Below are 18600 nucleotides of genomic sequence, written 5' to 3' on the forward strand. Positions count from 1 at the left end.
ATCTTTAGTCTAACTCATTTTAATGAGGTTTTACTTGAGTGTGGTTTGAAGTAGCTCATCTAAAGCAATTAGGCTTTTTTGTTCTGCTTGTGCATTGTATCCCACATCTACACCTGTTTTTTTAGCGCGCTCATCTGCAAGTGGGTTCATAAATCCATGTTTTGCATGTTCTAAAACAAGAACTTGATGTGGCACGTGGGCACTTTCAAGTTCTTGGGTTATATTCGCTACATCTTCTAAACTTACCATACTGTCATCTTTACCATGACAAATTAAAGTTGCTGCTTTGAAAACTCCTTCTTTGGCTGGGTTTTGAGTTTGTAGGTTGCCATGAAATGATGCAACAGATTGGATGGGTGCGCCTGCTCGTGCAAGTTCAAGAACGACTTTACCACCAAAACAAAAACCAATTGCAGCGAGTCTATTCGGATCAACTTCAGGTTGGGCGCTTAAGGTTGCTAAAGCCGCATTCGCACGATCTACAAGGGTATTGGGTTGTGCGAATGTCTCATTCATCCATTCGTGTGCTTGACTGGCTTCATCGGTTGTTTTTTTATCACCATACATGTCTACTGCAAAAGCTGCGTAGCCTTTTTCTGCAAGTGCTTTTGCACGCTCTACAACATAGTTGTCACGTCCCCACCACTCAGGTACAACGATTATACCTGCGACAGGTTGGTCTGTTTTAGGTGCTGCAAAAAAACCAACAAAATTTTTTCCGTCATGTGCCGTGTATTCAATTTCGCGGGTTGTAATGTCAGACATATTATTTTCCTATCAGTTAAGTTTTTATTTAATAAGTATTCTTTAGAAGTATATCGGGCAGATTAGAGTTGCTATGTCCAAGAACTTAGTTCTTGTTGTCTAAATCTTACCTTTATCATGTGGTTCTCTATAACCCATCGTCAATATTTTTTATGTGTCAAAAAGCAAAAATCTGCATTGAGAAGACAATATATTTTACCATTCTTGAGCTGTTATAATATCTGCTATGTTGTACCTCAGTTGGTTGGAAAAATGCCCTCGTTACGTCCATTGTTTTGGAAAAAATATCCCCTAGCAGCACTCAATGCAGATGAATGGGAGGCATTGTGTGACGGTTGTGGCCAATGTTGTTTAATTAAGCTTGAAGATGATGAAACGGATGAGGTTGCTTATACTAAAGTTGCTTGTCAGTTATTAGATTGTTCAACGGGGTACTGTTCCGACTATGTTCATCGTAAAAATTTTGTACCAGACTGTATTCAACTCACCCTTCAAAAAATTACTGAAATCGCTTATTGGTTACCTACGAGCTGTGCATATCGCCGTTTATATGAAGGAAAAAATTTACCATCTTGGCATTATTTGAACACAGGCTCACGTAAGAGTGTGATTCAGGCTAAAAAATCCGTTGCTGGTCGCTGTATTTCAGAAAAAGAAATTAATGATGATGATATTGATGAATATATTGTACGTTGGGTAAGATAGTCCAACGTACAATGAGATGTTTAGATTGAAGCTAGTGTGCGTGGTGATGTTCTTGAGATTCTTGACGTTCAGCCCATGCCTTTTTCACAATTTGTAGCCCACCTGAAAAACCAAGTACTGCCATAATAAAAGCAACAATTAAGTCTGGAAGAATGCTTTGTGTCCCAAATACACCAAGTGCTGCGAGTAAAACAGCGATATTACCAATGGCATCGTTACGGCTACAAATCCATACCGAACGCATATTTGAATCACCTTCTCTAAAAGCATAAAGTACCAAAGCGCTGATGATATTCGCGCCTAGTGCTAAGATACCAATCAGCCCCATTGTTATTGCTTCAGGTGGCTGTCCATTGGCATAAGACCAGATGACTTTTCCAACAACTAACCCTGCGAATAAAAGCATCATTGCACCTTTGAGGAGAGCAGCATTGGCACGCCAATATAAACTCATTCCCAATGCGATGAGTGAAAGAATGTAATTAAAAGAGTCACCTGCGAAATCGAGTGCATCTGCCCAAAGTGCAGCAGAACCTGACTGCATACCACCAATCACTTCGGTGAGAAATAAACTTAGATTGAGTATGAGTGCAATCCATAACGCATTACGAAATTTTTTTGAGTACGACTTTTTTGGAATGTCGTGACTGCAAGCGCATCCAGCCATTTGAAAATCCCCCAGAAGTTATTTAAACTCATTAGAAAGCTTGGAGTAACTCTAGGGTCAAGAGGTAAATATGAAATTTACAATTGGTGAGTTAGCAAAAAAAACAAAACTAAGCGCAGATGCGATTCGTTTTTATGAAAAGAAAAAATTGATTGCGCCTGCACAACGCGCAAACAATAATTATCGTTACTATGATGAAGATAGTCTTACACGACTCACTTTTATTCGGCATTGTCGTGAGTTAGGCATGTCTTTAAAAGAAATAGAAGCACTTCATTTGCAGTTACAGCATCCATTAAATAATTGTTCGGAAGTAAAACAGGTAATTACTAACCATTTAGCACATGTGAATGAAAAAATTGCTCAATTAAAAGTATTTAAAGAGCAATTGGAACAATTACAGCATTCGTGCCATTCAGATGAAACTATTCAGTCCTGCCAAATTATTCAAGCATTACAACGTTCGGATGATGAGCAATCTTTTGGACATGTAAGCACGATTGATTTACATTAAGCCCAACAACCACATGATGTGCATGGCGATTTTTTTTATAAAGCATGGCATGATGTAGAAATACTTCTTCTTATTTAGATTTGATTACATATTATTCATGATGACAGACAGCCACATTCCTTTACCTGAACGTATTCGTCCACGTGATTTATCTGAAATTATGGGGCAAGATCATTTGTTGGGTGAGCATGCGCCTTTACGTCAGATGATTGATCAAGGCCATTTACCTTCTATTATTTTTTGGGGGCCGCCAGGTGTTGGCAAAACAACGATTGCGCTGTTACTTGCTCAAGCGATCGATCGACCATTTGTAAGCTTATCTGCTCTAAATACAGGCGTGAAAGAGTTAAGAGAGGTAATTGCTGAAAGTGGTGATCTACTTACGCCTGTAGTATTTATTGATGAAATTCATAGATTTAATAAATCTCAACAAGATGCACTACTGGGTGCAGTCGAAAAAGGCAAAATTACGCTTGTAGGTGCAACTACAGAAAACCCATCGTTTGAAGTAAATAGCGCGTTATTGTCACGTTGTCAGGTTTATACACTAAATGCTTTAGATGAAAAGGCGCTTGTTCATTTATTAAATCATGCGATTGCGACAGATAAAATTTTACAAGCCCGTCACTTATTTGTTGATGAATTTGAAGCACTTATTCAATTTTCAGCAGGCGATGCGCGAAAAGCACTCAATTTGTTAGACTTAGTTTCAAGTACATTCGATATGAATGAAGATGTCAATCATATTACCAATGCACTTGTTGTTAAAGTTGCACAGCAAAATATTGCACGCTATGACAAAAGTGGCGAGCAACATTATGATCTTGTCTCTGCCTTTATTAAGTCGATTCGTGGGAGTGATCCTGATGCTGCTTTATATTGGATGGCACGAATGCTTAAGGGTGGAGAAGATCCATTATTCATTGCACGTAGAATGCTGATCGCTGCTTCTGAAGATATTGGGAATTCTAATCCAAATGCACTTCTTCTCGCAGGTGAGTGTTTCAGATCTGTACAAGTCATTGGTATGCCTGAAGCAAGGATTATTTTAGGTCAATGTGCAGTTTATCTTGCAACTAGTGCGAAAAGTAACAGTACATATCTGGCAATAAATAAAGCCATGGCACTCGCTGAAAAGACAACTGATGTTTCGGTACCACTTCATTTAAGAAATGCACCAACGACTTTAATGAAAGAACAAGGCTATGGTGTCGAATATTTGTATCCTCATGACTACCCTGAACATTTTGTAACTCAAGATTACCTCCCACCTGAATTAAAAGGTACAAAGTTATATGAGTCTGCACGTAATAAAAGAGAAGTAGAGGGTGAAAAATTACAACAACGCCGTTGGAATAAAGAACAGGAATAAATATATAAGAAATTACATGGAGTGATTTTGAAAAAGTAGAGTTACATGTAGGTCAAATTATTGATGTAATCGATTTTCCAAAAGTAAGGAAACTTGCTTATACATTGCTTGTCGATTTTGATGATGAAATTGGTATATGTAAGTCGAGTACTTGAATTAATGATTTATATGAGGCTACTAGTTTAAAAGAAAAAAGTCATGGCGGTTATAAACTTTCCAAAAAAACAGATTGGAAAGTTTATGTCAGAATGCTTGGTCATAGGGCTACACAATAAAAAAGGTGAAGTCGTTTTATGTGTCCTTGATGGTGGATTTTCGTTTGGTACAAAGTTATTGTAAGGTTTGAAACCAGTCTAAAAATAGATGGGGCCATGCGGTGGTTTCTGTACCTTGCTTTCCAAGTCCCCAACCATGACCACCATTTTTAAACTTATAAAACTGGTATGGAACATGTGCTTTATTCAATGAATGTTCTAAGAGAAGACTGTGCATGATCGGTGCAGTTTCATCATCTTCTGCATGTGCGAAAAATACCGGCGGCATTTTGGAAGAGACTTGCTCATCTACAGAAAATGCTTTTTCTAGAGCAATATTTTGGGTGTGTCCTAAAAGGCTATAGTAAGAGTGTGTAGTATTAAGAGGAGCTTCCATATGAATGACAGGATAAAGTAAAACTGTAAAGTCAGGACGTGCAGATATAGAGTCTAAAGCATCTTGTTGATTATAAAATGTTGTATTCCATCGTGTACTTAAAATCCCTGCGAGATGTCCTCCTGCTGAAAAGCCTAATACACCAATTTTATGTGCATCGTAACCATATTTTTCTGCACTTGCACGAATAATACGAATAGCACGTTGGCCGTCTGCAAATGGATCATTGCGTGAGTTGGCATTTTCTTTAATATTAGGTAGTCGGTAAATAAGTTCAAATACAGTAAAACCTTGTTTTTTTAACCATTTTGAAGTTGGCGTTCCTTCTTTATTTAATGCTTCATGTGCATAACCTCCACCACTGAGTACTAATATTGCAGTATGCTTATTATTCTCTTGCTGCGGTTGATATAAAGCGATCATTGGCGCTTCTATATCCTGTCTATCTACATTTTTTTCTAATAATGACTGATGAAGTAGATTTTGATTGGGCCATATAGCAATATTTATAGGTTGTGCCCACAAAAGATGAGGTGTAATAAATATTGCAAAAATGAATAGAAAATAGCTTTTTAACATTGATGATCACCCTACAAAGAATTAGAAACTAAGGGGAGAGCATAATTCATCTATATTTAATCTATTCTTAAACCACAGGATAAATATTGTTAGTACCTGTAGTTTTCTATTCGCCTGTTCTCTATTTTTGAATATGGCCTTCTATATTTATTTATCACTGAAGCAGAAAAAAACCGAGCTAAATAACTCGGTTTTTATCATATTGAATATGATTAGATGCTGTCTAGATTTACGCCTAAACGATGTGCAACTTCTTCATATGCTTCTACGACATCGCCAAGTCCTTGACGGAAACGGTCTTTATCTAGTTTTTTCTTTGTTTCTTTATCCCATAGACGGCAACCATCTGGCGAAAATTCATCACCAAGAACGATACGATCATGGAATACACCAAACTCAAGTTTAAAGTCGACAAGGATCATACCGCCTTCATTAAAGAGAGCAGTAAGTACTTCATTCACTTTATAAGTAAGTACTTTCATTTGTGCAAGTTGTTCTTCAGTTGCCCAACCTAAAGCCACAGACTGTGACTCGTTCACCATTGGATCACCTAAAGCATCATCTTTGAAAAAGAGCTCGAATGTTGGTGGTGTAAGTTGTTTACCTTCTTCTACACCCAAACGACGGCATAATGAACCTGCTGCATAGTTACGAACAACGCACTCTACAGGAATCATATCTAATTTCTTAACTAACACTTCGCTTGGATTTAAAAGCTTTTCAAAATGGGTCTCGATACCTGCTTCTGCAAGTTTTTCCATAATGAAGGCATTAAATAGGTTATTTACCTTGCCCTTACGGTCTAATTGAGCAACTTTTTCGCCGTTGAATGCTGAAGCATCATCACGGAACACTAAAATTAAATGATCTGGATGATCTGTTTCATACACAGATTTTGCTTTACCGGTATAGAGCAGGGCTTGTTTTAACATGGGATAAACCTGTTTTTTCAAAAATAATGCTTAAAATTTAGGCTGGCCAATTTTGAGAAATTTGATCCAATAATGCTTTTGCTTTTGTTTGATCAGCAAAACTATTATCAGGGTTAAACAATACGATTGTACTGTCTTTGCCAACAGCCGAAAGTTTAATGATATATGTACCATCATTACCTTGGATCGTTGCTTGATACTTTGAACGACTTTGGTCAGTGACCTGATAGTTCAGATGATTGAGCGCGCCAAGCGTATACTGCCAAATAGTATCAGGTTTACCGCTGACTTTCAGTAAAGGATTTTGCTGAGCATCAAATAATACAGTAGGACGGACATACAATCCCTGTTTTGCAGATGTTCTATTTGCAACTATTTCGCCTGGTCTAGGCATTGCAAATCGATTTCCCTTTTGATTTTCAAAATCAGGTGCGTGTTGAAGTGCAAGTGGATCAATCGTTGGAGCAGGATATAAAGGAGTTGCAGGTCTAACTTGATCACCTTCTGGATATTTAAGTGGTTCAAGCGTAGTTGCTTTTTTATAATCTAAAGATCCATTATTCACAGCCAATTTATGGCCTAAAGTGCTACAACCTGTGATTGCTAACACTGAAAGTGTGATAAATGTAAGACCTAAACGTAATTGCATAATATTGTGCTCTTAAATAATTCCGACTTCTTTGAGTGCCTCATTCAGCGGTGTTCTATATTCTTCTGCAAGTGGCGTAAGCGGAAGTCGAATACCTGTAGACATAAGACCCATTTCGTATAGTGCCCATTTCACAGGAATTGGATTGGATTCGCAAAATAAAATATTGTTTAGATTTGCAATTCTTTCATTTAAATGGCGTGCTTCTTGGGCGTTTCCTGCAATAGCAGCTTTACAGACTTGACTGACTGTATTTGGAGCAATGTTTGCAGTCACTGAGATATTTCCCTTACCGCCTAAAAGCATGAGTTCTACGGCAGTATCGTCATCACCTGAAAACACATCCATTTTACCATTTAATTGTTCAATGAGTGCTTGACCACGAGGGACATCACCTGTTGCATCTTTAATTGCAATAATATTTTCAATTTCTGCAAGGCGAACAACAGTTTCATTTTTTAAATCTACACTGGTTCTACCTGGAACATTGTAAAGAATAACAGGAATATCTGCAGATTCAGCAATTGCTTTAAAGTGCTGGTATAAACCTTCTTGTGTCGGCTTATTATAATAAGGTGTTACAGAGAGAACTGCGTCAGCACCAAATTCATAAGCTTCTTTGGTTAGCTCAATCGCTTCATGCGTTGAGTTTGCACCTGTACCTGCAATAATAGGAATACGTTTATTTGCAACACGAATGATTTCTTTGATCACTTGAGCGTGCTCATGCATGGTAAGTGTAGATGACTCACCAGTTGTACCTACAGCAACAATAGCATTTGTACCTTGGGATATATGCCACTCAACGAGCTTTTCTAGACCCTTCCAATCTACGCTGCCATCTTCAAACATAGGGGTGACGAGTGCGACAATTGAGCCTTGAATATTCTGAGCTAGCTGAGTCATTTTGAAAAAATATCCTGTTTGGTCATCCATATTTTAATCAATAAAGCGGATGGTGAAAGTAATTTTAAAATTGAATGAAAAAATTGATCATTGCATAATGCTTATTCAAATTATGAATGATCATGACGTGAAGAACAATATCATTTGAAATAAGTCTATAAAACTTTATAGTCATTTTTTGTTATTTTTTCAACCATATTTGTCTGTTTATTAAATAGAAAAAATAAACCTGCTCATTTTTTGAAAAAAATAGATGTAATTACATATTATTCGTCGTAATTTTATAAATATCTTGTTATATAGAAGGTGCTCATATGGTATCTAAAAAATCTGCGTTAATTGTGGTTGATGTACAAAATGGCTTTATGCCTGGGGGAAACCTTGCAGTAAAAGAGGCAGACCAGATTATTCCAAGTATCAATCAAATAGCTAGGCAGTTTGGTTGTGTTGTACTTACTCAAGATTGGCATACAGAAGACCATATTTCATTTGCAGAAAATCATATAGGCAAACAGCCTTTTGAAACGATAGAGTTAGCATATGGTACGCAAGTTTTATGGCCAAAACATTGCGTACAAGGCACTCATGATGCAGATTTTCATCCTGCACTAGATATTCCAACAGCACAATTAATTATTCGCAAAGGATTTCATCAACATATTGATAGTTATTCTGCATTTTTAGAAGCCGATCATCAGACATCTACTGGCTTAAAAGGATATTTAAATTCAAGAGAAATTGATACGGTATATATTGTAGGTGTTGCTACAGATTTTTGTGTAGCTTGGACTGCGATCGATGCAATTAAACTTGGATTTAACACTTATGTCATCGAAGATGCGACAGCTGCAATTAATTTAAATGGATCATTAGGGCAAAGTTGGTTGCAAATGACACAAATGGGTGTCAAAAGAATTTTGATGAAAGATATTTAAAAAAAAGGACAGTAAAAATATAGGGGGTACTATATTTTTACTGTTGGGATAAAAAACGTTAACTCGCTTTTTTCATTGTAATTATACGAGGGCTATTTTTTTTCTTTAGATGCAATATAAGCATCAGGTTCTTGTCAAAAACACCTCGGGAGTATTTGACAGATGAGTCAACAATATTTAAACAAAGCTCTAAATCATTGAAAAAGAAAGTTTGTTTGGTATCTGTCATCTCATTAAATTTTCTGTTATTTGATAACCCAGAATCAAACTGCTGTGCATAACCTAAGGCATCCCAAATGAGCTCCTTTGGATTATGCTTGAAGAATCGATTCAAGTTTTTATCAAAAAATACGACTAATGGTTGTTCAACTAAAGAATCATCTAAATGTTCTTTCAGCGTATTGGTATAGAGCAAGAGAGCAGAAGTAAACTGATGATAGTTTTTAAACTGCTCTTTGCAACAGAAACTATAGAAGAACCGATGCGTCGTAATAAATTTTTGGGCAGATGTACATGGAAAATTCTTTGCTATCGCAACAGATTTTAAATCATCAATGATTTCATTTTTCCAACTTCTATCATGCGTGAAATGATCTTCAGACTGGTAAATCATATAATCACCCAAAAATATATATTAACATTTTGTATGTATGTAATGATACATTAAAAAGATAGACAGTTCTGTATTTATTTTCACTTTTTTGTAACTAGCTATGAGATCGTAGCATGCGATAACATTGCTGCAACAACATCCCATGCGAAAGTGATTGCTTGATAATCTTTAAATAGTTGTTCATGAATAATAGCACCGTCGAGTAATAAGCGAATTTGTATGGCTAATTTATGATTATCTACAACATTCATTTCCTGTAATAGTTGTTCTATCGTATCGGTTAACCATTGTTTGTGAGCTTTTGATATTGTTTGGGAGTCTGGATGATGCGGTAACTCATCTAAGGCTTTAATGAACATACATCCATGAAAGTCTTCCTGATAAAACCATTTTTCAAACCAATCAAAAATTGTTTTTAGTTTGAAATAAGAGTCTTGATTCTCTTCTAATGAAGACTGAATACTTTCTCGGATAAGTCGATCTCTTTCTAAAAGACATTCTGTAATAAGATTATCCTTAGACGGAAAATACTTATAAAATGTCATTTTTGCTACTTTCGATTCCGATATAATGCGGTCAATTCCCACACTTGCATAACCAAATTGGTTAAACAATTCTATAGCCTTATAAAGGATATCTTTTTGCTTTTTTGACATCATTTAATCTCTTTAAAATATTATGATATAAAAATATTATGTGTAATATTATATACAGATAAGTCTGTTAGTTGTATTAAAAAAGGGGAAGCCTTGTGTGTAATATAGCGAATAATCAATCGGCTAGGTATACTGCCATTGATCTTCTAAAAAAATCTATTCCTGAAAATATATGGAATGAAAGCGAAAATAAACTTATTGGTTTGAAAAAAGAGATTCTAGCACATCCATTATTCAAACATGCCATTATTGAAAAATTGAACAATAAATTTTTTAGTTTAGAACAAGTACAAGATATACATTTAGAGTATCAACACAGTATTGTTGAGATATTTACGGATGCACTGTTAATGTCACAATTTCAGGCACGCCAGCTAGATCCGAAAATATTTCCAACAATTAAAATGTACCCAAGATTCCTGATTGCCTTTAATATTAATGATGAGTTCGGTTTGTCTTCAGAACATAATAGTTATGATGATACGCCTTTGAATGCCCATTTTTGTTTGTTTAATCGCGTGCTTGATGATTTAAGTATTTCTAAAGAAAAAATTGAGCAATATGTGTGTTCTCAAGAAGCAAACAATCTCAGAACATTTTTAGAAAACACTTATTCTGACTACATTAAAGTGGTACTGGCACTTGCAATTGCGGAACAACAAGTGATTACATTCTCTCCACCATTGAAACAGTCTGTTAAAAATTTAGATATCGATATAGATCAGGGCTACTATGACGTACATGGTACTACAGAGGATGAAAGTATCTCGGCTGCAGATGATCTTCATGAAGAAGACTTATGGCTATTACTTAATCATGCATTACATTTAACAGACTTTGAAGACGTTAGAAAAGTCGCGATTGAGTATTGTGACTTATGGTATGCATTTTGGAGTAAGATGGAATAAGTGTAGTTGTTATAACTAGACCTGTTAGGCAAATGATTATTTAGAGTAGATGTTAGTATGTATTTAAAATTACTTATATAGCTAAAATTTTATTATTATAAAGTATTTATTTTTTTAGCTTTATTTATATATTAAATAATGTTTACAAGCTCTAAGTCTTCATTTGCTGATACTGAGTAAATGTCATTATCTATATCAATCGATTCTACTGTTAAGTAATTTGAAGGATTTGTAGTTTTTTCTACGTTCAAAAATGTAAAATCATCAATAGCAGCATTACCAGTCTGAATAAAAATTTCTTTCATTTTTTCTAGATTATCATTAATTTCACTATATACATTTGTAAATACTGAAATATCGCTACCTTCTGTATTGAGTAAGTTCACTATTTCTTTATAGTTATTATTCTGTATATGTTCAAAGAATAATTCTCTATTTTCTGTATTGTTACATGGGAAAACTCTGCTGTAAGTTTCCCAAGGTGTAATCTGAAAAGTCATTTCGTACAAATGCATTTTTCTTCAACTTTCTTGCTTGAATTGGTTTTATTTTACACTAATAAAGACCGGTCTGTCTAATTTAGTTAAATAGTTCTCTATTTAATGTAAATAACTTAAATGGTACTTAAATTAAAGATTATTTTTTAAATTAAAATATACATATAAAAATGACAGTATTGGTTTAATTATTAATTTTAACTCAGTACCACAAATTATCTTATATTATTAATTTATATACTATTTATGTGATTTTGAAACAATTAATTTAGTCTTCCATGAGTACTTTTTCCACACCCATAAATTGCCTAAATTTTCATCAATATAGATTTCATTGTCTACATGTGCATGTCGAACAATGTCGAGTGTTGGACGTTTATCTGAAAAAGCAAATAGGAAATTCCCATTAATTCCCTGAAGATAAACTTTTTTATTTGTAATTAATGTTGGGGAGTTGGTAAGCAATATTGTACTAGTATTCATAGGAGATAAATATCTAATTTTAAATATGAGAGTATATATATGTAAGTTTAGTATTTAAACAGAATATAAGTAACATATTCGCTGTGATTTAATAAAAATAATCACGGTTATATATATTTTTGTAAAACAAGGCACATAAATAATATATTTTTAGTTGAATATTTTTATCGTATAAATTTATTATTTTTCATATCTCAATCAATTATTTGAAATTGAAAAATAGAAAGGTAAAGAAATGAATTGGTTAGAGTTATTGAGCTATATTATTACGGTTGTAGTAATGATTGCTGTTCCTGGCCCTGTTATGCTACTTGTTGCTAGTGCAGGATTAAAAGGTGGATATTTACAAGCTTTAAAAACAATTTTCGGTACCAATACTGCTTCATTAGTTTTAATTGTCGCTTCTATTTGTATTTTAAAGGGCATATTTACTTTAAATATGCAGTTTTTTATTTTATTTAAATTGTTGGGCTGTTTATATATCGCATATTTGGGTTATGAGACACTCAAGGATGCAAAAGAGAGTGGCAATAAAGAAAAAATAGATCAAATTTCTCCTCAAGCAGGTGGTTTTAAGAAGGGTTTTTTGGTAGGTATTTCTAATCCTAAAGATATTATTTTTTTCTCGGCTTTTTTTCCTCAGTTTGTCAATGTTACATCCGATGTAAATATGAGTTTGATGGTTCTGATTGTTCTCTGGATTATTTTAGATTTTCTTACGCTATCTATTGTTTATATGGGATTTAATCGATTATCTAAAAGTCGACATTACTCTAAAACTTTATATCTCTGCGGGATAATTTTAATATTTATTGCCATTTATGGAGCGATCACCAGCTTAACATAAGGAAAAATGAAAGAGGTTTTTTGCCAACGCACATGCATGGAATACAGTTTATGATTAAAACATGCATTCATAAATCTGGAAAAATGATGATATGTCCAAAGTGTGGTTCATCTGAACTAGAAATTAGAGATCATGAACAGCGGTTAAAAAGTTTAGGTGGCATTGTTCTTGGTTCTGCAGGTGTTGCCGCAGGCACAGTTGGTGGTGCAGCAGCAGGTGCATCTACAGGTGCCGCTATTGGGACATTGGCCGGACCTTTAGGTGTTATTACAGGTGCAACAATTGGTACCTTTGTCGGTGCAATTAGTGCAGGTGTAACAGGTGGTTTTTTAGGTAGAAAGTTTGGGAATAAAGCTGGTACAGTTGTCGATAAGAATGTTTTTTTTGATTATTTGTGTAAGCAATGCGGTTGTCGTTTTAATGCATAAAAAAACCAGCCTTATTTTAGTAAATAAGGCTGGTTAATGTGTTTATGAAATATCAAGGCATAAGTACTTTGTTTCAAGGTATTCGTCAATGCCGACCTGACCACCTTCACGACCAAGACCAGATTGTTTAATTCCGCCAAATGGTGCGACTTCATTTGAAATTGCACCTGTATTAATACCTACCATACCATATTCTAAAGCTTCGCCAACACGCCATTGGCGACCAGTGTTTTGCGTAAATAAATAGGCAGCTAAGCCAAACTCTGTATCGTTTGCCATAGTAATCGCTTCGCTTTCTTCTTTAAAACGAAAAAGAGGTGCAACTGGTCCGAAAGTTTCTTCTTTGGCAACTTTCATGTCTTGTGTAACATCTGTAAGGACTGTTGGTTCAAAAAAGCAAGCGCCTTGATCTGTAGATTTTCCACCCGTTGCAATATGGGCACCTTTAGATGTTGCATCTTCAATGTGTGATAAAACTTTATCTACAGCAGCTTGTTCGATGAGTGGCCCTTGAGTTACACCTTCATCGCGACCATCACCGACTTTAAGTTTTTTAACAGCTTCAACGAGTTTCTCGCTTAGTGCGTTATAAATACCGTCTTGTACATAAATACGATTTGCACAAACGCACGTCTGTCCACTATTACGGAATTTACTTGCCATAATACCTTGGACTGCTTGCTCTAGGTTGGCATCGTCAAACACAATAAGAGGTGCATTTCCACCGAGTTCTAAAGAAAGTTTTTTAATAGTGGGCGCACATTGCTTCATGAGAATACGCCCGACTTCTGTAGATCCTGTAAAACTCAATTTGCGAATAACATCACTTTCACAAAGAACTTGTCCAACATCTTCAGTTTCACCACTTACATGAATTAAGAGGTCTTGAGGTAAACCTGCTTGTAGTGCTAACACTTCAAGTGCATAAGCAGTTAATGGGGTTAGCTCAGCAGGCTTAACAATCATGGCACAGCCTGCGGCGAGAGCAGGTCCTGCTTTACGTGTAATCATTGCTGCAGGAAAGTTCCAAGGGGTAATTGCCGCCGTAACACCAATAGGTTGTTTAATGACAAGAAGACGTTGATGACTTTGGGTTTGTGGAATAATTTCACCTTCAGTTCGTCTTGCTTGCTCCGCAAACCAACGAATGAATGAAGCTGCATAGCCAATTTCACCTTCAGCCTCTGCAAGCGATTTACCTTGTTCTGCTGTAAGAATTTGTGCAAGATCTTTTTTATGTTCAATCATTGATTGATACCAAGCCAATAAGATATCTGCACGTGCCAAAGCAGTTTGATTTTTCCAAGATACTTGTGCTTTTTCAGCTCGCTGAATGATTTTTTCTACAGCAACTTTGTCATGCTTTTTAACCCATGCCAAAGTTTCATTGGTTGCTGCATCTGTGACTTCAAGATAATCCGAAGTTTGCTTATCAAAAGAAATATCGGGATGTTTGAGTAGGTATTGTAGTTTTGTTGCAATCATTAAATTTCTCCGTGCTTTACGCTTTTGTATTTATAAAGATGCAAAACTTTGTTCTAGGATTTGTAACCCTGCATTAAATTGTTCTGTTGGAATAGTCAGTGGATAAAGAAAGCGAATTACATTGCCATATTTACCACAAGTTAATAACAGCAAACCATTTTCCATTGCATGATTTTGTATTGCTTTCGCAATATCGGCTGTTGTCACTTCAACCGCAATCATCGAACCAAGTGCACGAACATCTTGAATAACAGAAGGATAACTTTCTTTTAACTGCTCAAGTAAAGAAACAAGTGATTTACCTAAAGTATGCGCACGCTCACATAAGTTTTCTTCTTGAATAATATCTAAAACAGCATGAGCGGCAGCGACAGCAACTGGACTACCTGCATATGTGCCACCAAGGCCTCCAGCTTGGGGTGCATCCATGACTTCTGCATGACCGACTACACCTGAAATTGGAAATCCGCCACCTAAACTTTTTGCCATAGTGATGAGATCAGCTTTTACTTGATGATATTGCATTGCAAAGATTTGACCTGTGCGAGCAAAGCCAGATTGAACCTCATCTGCAATGAGTAAAATACCCTGTTCATCACAAATTTTTCTGAGCTGAACCAGAAATTCAGGTGGAGCAATATGAAAACCACCTTCACCCTGAACAGGTTCGAGAACAATTGCAGCGACATCATGTGCAGAGATGTCTTCACTAAAAATATTATGAATACTTTCAATGGCATCATCGACAGTGACACCATTGCATGCCACCGGATAGCGAGCATGAAATACACCAGCAGGCATTACACCAAAATCACGTTTATAAGGTGCTGTTTTTCCTGTCATTGCCATGGTCATAAAAGAACGGCCATGAAATGCATTGCCAAATGTAATAATGCCATGACGACCAGTATACGATCTTGCAATTTTTACCGCATTTTCTACAGCTTCTGCACCTGTTGTAAAAAATACTGTTTTTGCTTCACCTTCAATTGGCGCAATGTCATTAATACGTTCTGCGAGAGAAATATAACTTTCATAAGGTGTGACTTGATATGCAGTATGCGTAAAATGTTCAAGTTGTTGCGTGACGGCCTTAATAATTTTGGGGTGACGATGTCCTGTATTGAGTACAGCAATTCCACCTGCAAAATCTGTAAATACACGTCCTTCGGTATCCCAAATCGTAGCGTTTTCAGCTTTCTCTGCGTACCAGTTACACATAACACCTACACCACGAGGGGTAGCTTTTTGCTTACGAGTATTTAAAGTATTTTTTTCCATGGTGGCATCCTTGAGTTTATGGCTACATCGTGCATATACAATGCTTTATAATGTAAAGCTGAGTCAGAAATTTCTTATGCTCTAATGTGTCTGTTTTTATAGATGTTGACGAGAGCCATTTTCTTAAATGTGGAGGGTACCAATTGCGGAGTCTACTTGGAGATTATGTCTTACAACATTTACAAAATGAGCAAACTGGTACGTTACATTATCGCTTATTTCGTTGTTTAAGACATGCTATTGTCAAAGGTGTTGTACAACCAAGTACACGATTGCCCGCATCACGCGATCTTGCTCAAGCAATACATGTGTCTAGAAATACGGTTTTAAGTGCTTACGACCAATTACAGGCTGAAGGCTATGTAGAAGCAAAGACAGGGCATGGGACTTGGGTATCTTCTCGTATTCCAGATGATTTTTTATCTTCACTTCCTTCGCACATAGACAATAAACGAGAAAAAATGGATGAAGAAGAGAAGTATGAGATTTCTAAAAGGGGACAATGTTTAATTGAGAGGGCGTCAGCTTCACCACATCAATGGGGTGCTTTTGTACCAGGTGTACCAGATGTCATGGCTTTTCCTCATCATATTTTTCAACGTATTCAAACCAAGCAAAGCAAATTGCCTCAAATTGAACAATTAATTTATAGCAATACAGGTGGATGTTTTCGATTACGTACTGCTTTGGCTCAGTATCTAAAAGTATCTCGTTCAGTCTCTTGCGATGCCGATCAGATTATTATTACAGAAGGCATTCATCAAGGAATTGATTTAATTACGCGAGTATTAAGTGATGTGGGCGATTTAGCTTGGGTTGAAGAGCCTGGTTATTGGGGTGTTAAAAACAATTTAAGTATGAATGGGCTCGATGTAGAACCCATCTCTATTGAATCAGAAGGATTGTATATTCCCAATTCACCTCAAAGATTACCAAGCCTTATTTTTGTCACACCTTCACATCAGTATCCTTTAGGGCCACATTTAAGTATTCAGCGACGTAAACATTTGATTAAGTTTGCACGAGAAAATAAATGCTGGGTTGTTGAAGATGATTATGACAGCGAGTTTCGTTTTTCGGGAAAACCATACCCATCTTTACAAGGACTTGAAAGAAATAGCCCTGTTATTTATATGGGAACCTTTAGTAAAACGATTTATCCAGCACTGCGTATTGGTTATGTGGTTGCGCCAAAAAGTTTAGCACCTATTTTACGTCAAGCCTCTACAGAGCTGTATCGCGGTGGACATACTTTACTTCAAAATACCTTAGCTGAATTTATTGAAGAAGGCCACTATGAAGCACATATTCGCCGTATGCGACTACTATATGGTAAGCGTCGATCTTATCTAATAGATCTTATTTTTAAATACTTAGGCGAACGTTTTTTACACCCTTATGATAATGCTTCAGGTCTGCATTTAGTACTTAAACTTCCTCAAAGTGTTGATGATACTGCATTAAGTGAATATGCCATTCAACGTGGTGTAAAAGTCAGACCTTTATCTCAGTATTATTTAAATAGACATAGCGCATGCGAAAAAGGATTATTACTCGGTTTTGCCTGTGTTGATGAAAAAAATATGTTTGATGCTTTTACTTTACTGATAGAGTGTTTAAAAAAGTTTAATATTCCTCTCAAATAATAAAGCGTGCTAAGTCATGATTGTTCTTGCTTTTTCACGCATTTGAGATGCGATTTGATGTACATTTAAATCTTCATTATTGGACAGGACAATTAACGTAAAACTATTTTTTATATCTCTTAAGAAATAAGAAACAAAGCCGAGCCATTCTCCTGAATGTTCTAAGATATTTTCATATTCATTTTCTACATGTAAAAGACCGTAGGCATACGATTCATGATTGATAACAGGTAAGTGGTTAATGTGATATTTAGGTAAAACAGTCATCATCTTATTTATTAGTGCTTTTCCACCAATTTGACATGTTTTAAAGTTATGTCCCCACTTTAAAAGATCGTTAACTGTTGAATGAACAGCACCATCTCCAGTTTGTGTCCATAAAGATTCAGAAATTTCATATTGATGATTCTCTGATATTTTATAGCCTGTTGCCATTGGGAAATCTAATGGATATTTTTCAATGATGGTAGTATTGAACATACCTAACGGTTCGAAAATATTTTGCTTTGCAAATACTGAGAAAGGGGTTTGTGTGACTTGCTCAATAATTTGAGCCAGTAAAAAATACCCTGTATTTGAATATTCAAACTTTGTTCCTGCTTGAAATTTTGTTTGAGTTTGACGAAAGATGTCATCAAGTGTGTCTTGTACGGTATACGGTTGATTGAGAGAAACGCCATGATCAATAGCAACGTCAATATAATCGTAGAGTCCACTCGTGTGATAAATTAAATGCTGTAATGTAATCTGATCTGCACAAATACTCATTTGAGGAAAGTATGTGGATAGTTTGTCATTTAAAGACAGTTTATTTGCTTGTTCTAAAAGTAATATAGAACAAGCTGTAAATTGTTTAGATAAAGAAGCTAGATTAAATATGGTATTTGAAGAAATTAAAATAGGTTGGTCAATAGATTCAACGCCTTCTTTGAGTTCTAAATAATCACCTTCGTCAAATGCGAGAACGGCAATAAAACCTGGTCGATGGGTAGGTAGGTCTTGGGTCATATGAGTTATAGATTTTTAAATATAAAGATATATTTTAAATATTTTTAATATGAAAATACTGTAAAAAATAGTA

Annotated in this window: 21 protein-coding genes and 1 pseudogene; 9 read left to right on the forward strand and 13 right to left on the reverse strand. The window is 35.7% G+C overall.

Annotation, left to right across the window (positions count from 1 at the left end):
• Positions 1 to 30 precede the first annotated feature (30 nt).
• On the reverse strand, positions 31 to 765 hold the full coding sequence (locus tag I2F23_RS06325; protein ID WP_195771714.1) for a dienelactone hydrolase family protein: 735 nt from the start codon (positions 763 to 765) through the stop codon (positions 31 to 33).
• Between the two features lie 252 nt (positions 766 to 1017).
• Between I2F23_RS06325 and I2F23_RS06330 the strand changes: the two genes are divergently transcribed.
• Positions 1018 to 1470 (forward strand): YcgN family cysteine cluster protein, encoded by a 453-nt coding sequence (locus tag I2F23_RS06330; protein ID WP_195771715.1) that lies wholly within the window; start codon positions 1018 to 1020, stop codon positions 1468 to 1470.
• Between the two features lie 31 nt (positions 1471 to 1501).
• On the opposite strand, the gene I2F23_RS06335 is transcribed toward I2F23_RS06330, so the two are convergent.
• Positions 1502 to 2137 (reverse strand): cation transporter, encoded by a 636-nt coding sequence (locus I2F23_RS06335; protein WP_195771716.1) that lies wholly within the window; start codon positions 2135 to 2137, stop codon positions 1502 to 1504.
• 70 nt (positions 2138 to 2207) lie between these two features.
• Here I2F23_RS06335 and I2F23_RS06340 point away from each other — a divergent pair, with 70 nt between their 5' ends.
• The 3 genes and pseudogenes from I2F23_RS06340 to I2F23_RS13905 all read left to right on the forward strand — a co-directional run bounded on the left by I2F23_RS06340 (position 2208) and on the right by I2F23_RS13905 (position 4362).
• Complete coding sequence (locus I2F23_RS06340) at positions 2208 to 2651, forward strand: MerR family transcriptional regulator (RefSeq protein ID WP_195771717.1); 444 nt, start codon at positions 2208 to 2210, stop codon at positions 2649 to 2651.
• Positions 2652 to 2751: 100 nt separating this feature from the next.
• Complete coding sequence (locus tag I2F23_RS06345; RefSeq protein ID WP_195771757.1) at positions 2752 to 4023, forward strand: replication-associated recombination protein A; 1272 nt, start codon at positions 2752 to 2754, stop codon at positions 4021 to 4023.
• Between the two features lie 11 nt (positions 4024 to 4034).
• Positions 4035 to 4362: pseudogene (locus I2F23_RS13905) on the forward strand (tRNA-binding protein).
• On the opposite strand, the gene I2F23_RS06350 reads toward I2F23_RS13905, so the two are convergent.
• The 4 genes from I2F23_RS06350 to dapA form a co-directional block, all read right to left on the reverse strand.
• Positions 4354 to 5253 carry an alpha/beta hydrolase gene (locus tag I2F23_RS06350; RefSeq protein ID WP_195771718.1) on the reverse strand — a complete coding sequence of 300 codons (900 nt, stop codon included), beginning with the start codon at positions 5251 to 5253 and terminating at the stop codon, positions 4354 to 4356. The pseudogene I2F23_RS13905 and the gene I2F23_RS06350 overlap by 9 nt on opposite strands.
• Positions 5254 to 5465: 212 nt before the next feature.
• A complete protein-coding gene (gene purC / locus I2F23_RS06355) occupies positions 5466 to 6185 on the reverse strand; it encodes a phosphoribosylaminoimidazolesuccinocarboxamide synthase (RefSeq protein ID WP_195771719.1) in 720 nt (239 codons plus the stop codon).
• Positions 6186 to 6222: 37 nt separating this feature from the next.
• On the reverse strand, positions 6223 to 6834 hold the full coding sequence (locus I2F23_RS06360; protein WP_195771720.1) for a lipoprotein-34 precursor (NlpB): 612 nt from the start codon (positions 6832 to 6834) through the stop codon (positions 6223 to 6225).
• Between the two features lie 12 nt (positions 6835 to 6846).
• Entirely contained in the window at positions 6847 to 7740 is an 894-nt protein-coding gene (gene dapA, locus I2F23_RS06365) for a 4-hydroxy-tetrahydrodipicolinate synthase (protein ID WP_195771721.1), read from the reverse strand.
• Between the two features lie 314 nt (positions 7741 to 8054).
• On the opposite strand from dapA, the gene pncA reads away from it, so the two are divergent.
• Complete coding sequence (gene pncA, locus I2F23_RS06370; protein ID WP_195771722.1) at positions 8055 to 8675, forward strand: bifunctional nicotinamidase/pyrazinamidase; 621 nt, start codon at positions 8055 to 8057, stop codon at positions 8673 to 8675.
• Positions 8676 to 8733: 58 nt separating this feature from the next.
• Here pncA and I2F23_RS06375 read toward each other — a convergent pair whose 3' ends face one another.
• Positions 8734 to 9288, reverse strand: coding sequence for a YqcI/YcgG family protein (locus I2F23_RS06375; RefSeq protein ID WP_195771723.1), 555 nt, complete (start codon positions 9286 to 9288; stop codon positions 8734 to 8736).
• 98 nt (positions 9289 to 9386) lie between these two features.
• Entirely contained in the window at positions 9387 to 9944 is a 558-nt protein-coding gene (locus I2F23_RS06380; RefSeq protein ID WP_195771724.1) for a TetR/AcrR family transcriptional regulator, read from the reverse strand.
• A gap of 95 nt (positions 9945 to 10039) precedes the next feature.
• On the opposite strand from I2F23_RS06380, the gene I2F23_RS06385 reads away from it, so the two are divergent.
• Positions 10040 to 10852, forward strand: coding sequence for a hypothetical protein (locus I2F23_RS06385; RefSeq protein WP_195771725.1), 813 nt, complete (start codon positions 10040 to 10042; stop codon positions 10850 to 10852).
• A 131-nt stretch (positions 10853 to 10983) separates the two neighbouring features.
• Here I2F23_RS06385 and I2F23_RS06390 read toward each other — a convergent pair whose 3' ends face one another.
• A complete protein-coding gene (locus I2F23_RS06390; RefSeq protein WP_195771726.1) occupies positions 10984 to 11352 on the reverse strand; it encodes a hypothetical protein in 369 nt (122 codons plus the stop codon).
• A 237-nt stretch (positions 11353 to 11589) separates the two neighbouring features.
• On the reverse strand, positions 11590 to 11832 hold the full coding sequence (locus tag I2F23_RS06395; RefSeq protein WP_195771727.1) for a hypothetical protein: 243 nt from the start codon (positions 11830 to 11832) through the stop codon (positions 11590 to 11592).
• A 235-nt stretch (positions 11833 to 12067) separates the two neighbouring features.
• Here I2F23_RS06395 and I2F23_RS06400 point away from each other — a divergent pair, with 235 nt between their 5' ends.
• Together I2F23_RS06400 and I2F23_RS06405 are read left to right on the forward strand one after the other, a co-directional pair.
• Positions 12068 to 12679 carry a LysE family translocator gene (locus I2F23_RS06400; RefSeq protein ID WP_195771728.1) on the forward strand — a complete coding sequence of 204 codons (612 nt, stop codon included), beginning with the start codon at positions 12068 to 12070 and terminating at the stop codon, positions 12677 to 12679.
• Between the two features lie 50 nt (positions 12680 to 12729).
• Positions 12730 to 13107, forward strand: a complete 378-nt coding sequence (locus I2F23_RS06405; protein ID WP_195771729.1) for a hypothetical protein — start codon at positions 12730 to 12732, stop codon at positions 13105 to 13107.
• A gap of 42 nt (positions 13108 to 13149) precedes the next feature.
• Here the strand turns inward: I2F23_RS06405 and I2F23_RS06410 are convergent, their stop codons facing one another.
• Positions 13150 to 14592, reverse strand: a complete 1443-nt coding sequence (locus I2F23_RS06410) for an NAD-dependent succinate-semialdehyde dehydrogenase (RefSeq protein ID WP_195771730.1) — start codon at positions 14590 to 14592, stop codon at positions 13150 to 13152.
• A gap of 30 nt (positions 14593 to 14622) precedes the next feature.
• Positions 14623 to 15873 (reverse strand): 4-aminobutyrate--2-oxoglutarate transaminase, encoded by a 1251-nt coding sequence (gene gabT / locus I2F23_RS06415; protein ID WP_195771731.1) that lies wholly within the window; start codon positions 15871 to 15873, stop codon positions 14623 to 14625.
• A gap of 143 nt (positions 15874 to 16016) precedes the next feature.
• Between gabT and pdxR the strand changes: the two genes are divergently transcribed.
• Positions 16017 to 17519 (forward strand): MocR-like pyridoxine biosynthesis transcription factor PdxR, encoded by a 1503-nt coding sequence (gene pdxR / locus I2F23_RS06420; RefSeq protein WP_195771732.1) that lies wholly within the window; start codon positions 16017 to 16019, stop codon positions 17517 to 17519.
• Between the two features lie 9 nt (positions 17520 to 17528).
• On the opposite strand, the gene I2F23_RS06425 is transcribed toward pdxR, so the two are convergent.
• Entirely contained in the window at positions 17529 to 18527 is a 999-nt protein-coding gene (locus tag I2F23_RS06425) for a serine hydrolase domain-containing protein (RefSeq protein ID WP_195771733.1), read from the reverse strand.
• Positions 18528 to 18600 lie beyond the last annotated feature (73 nt).

The organism is Acinetobacter pollinis (genome assembly GCF_015627175.1).
GTDB classification, from domain to species: Bacteria; Pseudomonadota; Gammaproteobacteria; order Pseudomonadales; family Moraxellaceae; genus Acinetobacter; species Acinetobacter pollinis.

Excerpts from the sequence above, each read along its gene's own strand:
- gabT (WP_195771731.1), bottom strand. The coding sequence starts at position 15,873 with ATGGAAAAAAATACTTTAAATACTCGTAAGCAAAAAGCTACCCCTCGT.
- purC (WP_195771719.1), bottom strand. The coding sequence starts at position 6,185 with ATGTTAAAACAAGCCCTGCTCTATACCGGTAAAGCAAAATCTGTGTAT.
- I2F23_RS06335 (WP_195771716.1), bottom strand. The coding sequence starts at position 2,137 with ATGGCTGGATGCGCTTGCAGTCACGACATTCCAAAAAAGTCGTACTCA.
- dapA (WP_195771721.1), bottom strand. The coding sequence starts at position 7,740 with ATGACTCAGCTAGCTCAGAATATTCAAGGCTCAATTGTCGCACTCGTC.
- pncA (WP_195771722.1), top strand. The coding sequence starts at position 8,055 with ATGGTATCTAAAAAATCTGCGTTAATTGTGGTTGATGTACAAAATGGC.
- I2F23_RS06400 (WP_195771728.1), top strand. The coding sequence starts at position 12,068 with ATGAATTGGTTAGAGTTATTGAGCTATATTATTACGGTTGTAGTAATG.
- I2F23_RS06425 (WP_195771733.1), bottom strand. The coding sequence starts at position 18,527 with ATGACCCAAGACCTACCTACCCATCGACCAGGTTTTATTGCCGTTCTC.
- I2F23_RS06325 (WP_195771714.1), bottom strand. The coding sequence starts at position 765 with ATGTCTGACATTACAACCCGCGAAATTGAATACACGGCACATGACGGA.
- I2F23_RS06350 (WP_195771718.1), bottom strand. The coding sequence starts at position 5,253 with ATGTTAAAAAGCTATTTTCTATTCATTTTTGCAATATTTATTACACCT.
- I2F23_RS06360 (WP_195771720.1), bottom strand. The coding sequence starts at position 6,834 with ATGCAATTACGTTTAGGTCTTACATTTATCACACTTTCAGTGTTAGCA.
- I2F23_RS06380 (WP_195771724.1), bottom strand. The coding sequence starts at position 9,944 with ATGTCAAAAAAGCAAAAAGATATCCTTTATAAGGCTATAGAATTGTTT.
- I2F23_RS06345 (WP_195771757.1), top strand. The coding sequence starts at position 2,752 with ATGACAGACAGCCACATTCCTTTACCTGAACGTATTCGTCCACGTGAT.
- I2F23_RS06375 (WP_195771723.1), bottom strand. The coding sequence starts at position 9,288 with ATGATTTACCAGTCTGAAGATCATTTCACGCATGATAGAAGTTGGAAA.
- I2F23_RS06340 (WP_195771717.1), top strand. The coding sequence starts at position 2,208 with ATGAAATTTACAATTGGTGAGTTAGCAAAAAAAACAAAACTAAGCGCA.
- I2F23_RS06330 (WP_195771715.1), top strand. The coding sequence starts at position 1,018 with ATGCCCTCGTTACGTCCATTGTTTTGGAAAAAATATCCCCTAGCAGCA.
- I2F23_RS06405 (WP_195771729.1), top strand. The coding sequence starts at position 12,730 with ATGATTAAAACATGCATTCATAAATCTGGAAAAATGATGATATGTCCA.
- I2F23_RS06410 (WP_195771730.1), bottom strand. The coding sequence starts at position 14,592 with ATGATTGCAACAAAACTACAATACCTACTCAAACATCCCGATATTTCT.
- I2F23_RS06390 (WP_195771726.1), bottom strand. The coding sequence starts at position 11,352 with ATGACTTTTCAGATTACACCTTGGGAAACTTACAGCAGAGTTTTCCCA.
- I2F23_RS06395 (WP_195771727.1), bottom strand. The coding sequence starts at position 11,832 with ATGAATACTAGTACAATATTGCTTACCAACTCCCCAACATTAATTACA.